This window comes from uncultured Agitococcus sp. (genome assembly GCF_937920075.1).
Lineage (GTDB): Bacteria > Pseudomonadota > Gammaproteobacteria > Pseudomonadales > Moraxellaceae > Agitococcus.
Window position 1 is genome coordinate 1 of sequence record NZ_CALETI010000492.1, and the last position, 2,280, is coordinate 2,280.

The 2,280-nt window shown below is 40.5% G+C and carries 3 protein-coding genes and 1 pseudogene; 2 read left to right on the plus strand and 2 right to left on the minus strand.

Annotation, left to right across the window (positions count from 1 at the left end):
• Positions 1-535, plus strand: a 535-nt coding sequence (locus Q0212_RS16535; RefSeq protein WP_297927577.1) for a GNAT family N-acetyltransferase, incomplete at its 5' end; no start/stop codon positions are given.
• A 135-nt stretch (positions 536-670) separates the two neighbouring features.
• Positions 671-913: a WGR domain-containing protein gene (locus Q0212_RS16540; RefSeq protein ID WP_297927578.1), complete on the plus strand. Its 243-nt coding sequence runs from the start codon at positions 671-673 to the stop codon at positions 911-913.
• A gap of 22 nt (positions 914-935) precedes the next feature.
• Here Q0212_RS16540 and Q0212_RS16545 read toward each other — a convergent pair whose 3' ends face one another.
• Both Q0212_RS16545 and Q0212_RS16550 read right to left on the minus strand, forming a co-directional pair.
• Positions 936-1,874: a dienelactone hydrolase family protein gene (locus Q0212_RS16545; protein ID WP_297927580.1), complete on the minus strand. Its 939-nt coding sequence runs from the start codon at positions 1,872-1,874 to the stop codon at positions 936-938.
• Positions 1,875-2,099: 225 nt separating this feature from the next.
• A pseudogene (locus Q0212_RS16550) lies at positions 2,100-2,280 on the minus strand (hypothetical protein); the annotation flags it as partial.

Below are 2,280 nucleotides of genomic sequence, written 5' to 3' on the forward strand. Positions count from 1 at the left end.
TGAGTTTAAACGACTGACAGGTGATGCCATTACCCCAAGACTTTGGCAACGTTTTCAAGCTTTTTATCAATTAACCAATCTCAAATATAACCGTCATCATGGTTATTTAACCCCTAACTTTTTTGAGCGTATTTATCACACTATGCGCGATAGTTTGTTGTTAGTTGTGGCGTTTGAGGGCAATGAAGCGATTGCAGGCGCATTATATTTTTTAGGCCAAGATACCTTGTATGGCCGTTATTGGGGCTGCATTCGTGAGATAGAATTTTTGCATTTTGAGACTTGTTATTATCAAGGCATTGAGTATTGTATCGAACAGGGTATTCAACGCTTTGACTCTGGCGCACAAGGCGAGCATAAAGTACCGCGTGGTTTTAGACCTACCCTGACCTACTCGGTACATTGGCTTGAGCATACTGGTTTTAGACAGGCGGTTAAACGTTTTTTAGTCGAAGAATCGGTAGCTATTCAGCGTTATCGTGATGAAATGACTCAGGCTTTGCCGTTTAAAAATGTGGACAAAGAGTCCGCTTAATAGCGATTAAAATAAAAATTCCTCTAGCTATGCAAACACGACATTTTGTGTCGTGTCATTTGTAATCCAACTAGACGATTCAACGACGATACTCTACTGTTATACAGGTTACTTCTTGTACAGATGAGTATCGCCATGCGTTCTACGTGGACTAAAGTAGATGATTCGACAAACTGCTTTCGGTTTTATGCAATTTCTTTAGCACAAGACTTGTTTAATGACTATGTTGTTTCGGCAGAATGGGGTCGTATGGGAACTAAACGCTACCGCCGTAAAGTGGCGGTCTTTGAATCGAAAGTCGATGCTGTGGCTTATGTTGGAAAATTAGAACAGGTTCGGCGCAAGCATCATTATCAAATGGCAGATGCTCAGATATAGCTGTCTTAATATCATTATTAACCTAATCGGATTCAGGCTTTGTTTGTATGGGGGAGTTTGGTTGATATTCATCCACTAATTTTTTATTAAAAAATTCAATCGTGCGTTGCCATGCAAGCTCTGCGTTTTCTTTGTCATATCGAGCGGTAGAGTCATTATGAAAACCATGTTGAGCATCTTTATACATGTGCATTGTATATTCGACCTTATTGGTTTTTAAGTCTTGCTCATACTCAGGCCATGTGTCGTTAACGCGTTTATCCTGTTCAGCGAGATGAATCATCAGCGGAGCTTTAATATTTTTTCGTAAGTCTGCGCTTGCAGGAGTCCCATAAAACGGCACACCAGCACTCAGAAGGTTTGCATCAACTGCCGCTAAATAATTGACAATATAACCCCCAAAACAAAAACCCACGGCACCCAACTTGCCATTACTGTTAGGATGAGACTTTAAAAAGCGTGCAGCAGCAACAAAATCATGTCGAATTTTGGCTTCATCCAGCGTTTTTTGCATGGCACGTCCTTCATCATCGTTACCTGGATAGCCCCCTAAAGGAAATAACGCATCAGGCGCAAAGGCTATAAACCCCACTTTAGCAAGTCGTCTTGCCACATCTTCAATATAAGGATTTAAGCCACGATTTTCGTGTATCACTAATACCACAGGACGTTTCGCGTTTAGGTCTTTAGGTACAACAAGATAACCTCGGCCTTTGCCATGCCCATCAGGTGAACCAAACGTTGTGTAGCTTGCTTTTATGGCATCATCATTAAACGATACTTGTTCTGCAAAGGCATAATTAGGTAATAAAGCGGATGTTAATACATTCATAGAAAAGCCAAGTGCCGCTAATCCTCCGAGCTTTCTCATAAAAGTACGTCGGTCAATTAAGCCATGTGCATATTCATCATACCAATCGAATGCTTGTTGAGGGATAGGTGTTGATTGTGGCGTATTCATCGCTAATCCTTAGTTTTTAAAATTATTGTTTTTATACCATAACGCAATAATCGTAAAAATGAGAGTGTTCAAAACTCAAACATATCTCAAAATCGCCAAGCGCAAGAAGAACAGCTTGATGACTGACTAAACCTCAGCGTCTTGGCTTTTTAGCGCATGATTAGGAAACACCTATTATCCAAGTTAACAAAAGACAAGACTAGTGTAGCTATGTGGTAATTACCCCTATCCATTCAACCCAGTCCCAAATGTCCGCCTGCCTTTGGGCTTCATGCGCAAATACTGATCTTCTTTTTCATAATCCGCCAAATAACTGACTGCATGGATTGCATTTTCACAGGCAACATCATCTTTACGATGAATCATTCCTACCCCTAATGTCTCTAGCTTTTCATACTTCTTTTTT

What these genes read in the sequence shown, in the direction of transcription:
- Q0212_RS16540 (WP_297927578.1), top strand. Translation starts at nt 671, where the DNA reads ATGCGTTCTACGTGGACTAAAGTAGATGATTCGACAAACTGCTTTCGG.
- Q0212_RS16545 (WP_297927580.1), bottom strand. Translation starts at nt 1,874, where the DNA reads ATGAATACGCCACAATCAACACCTATCCCTCAACAAGCATTCGATTGG.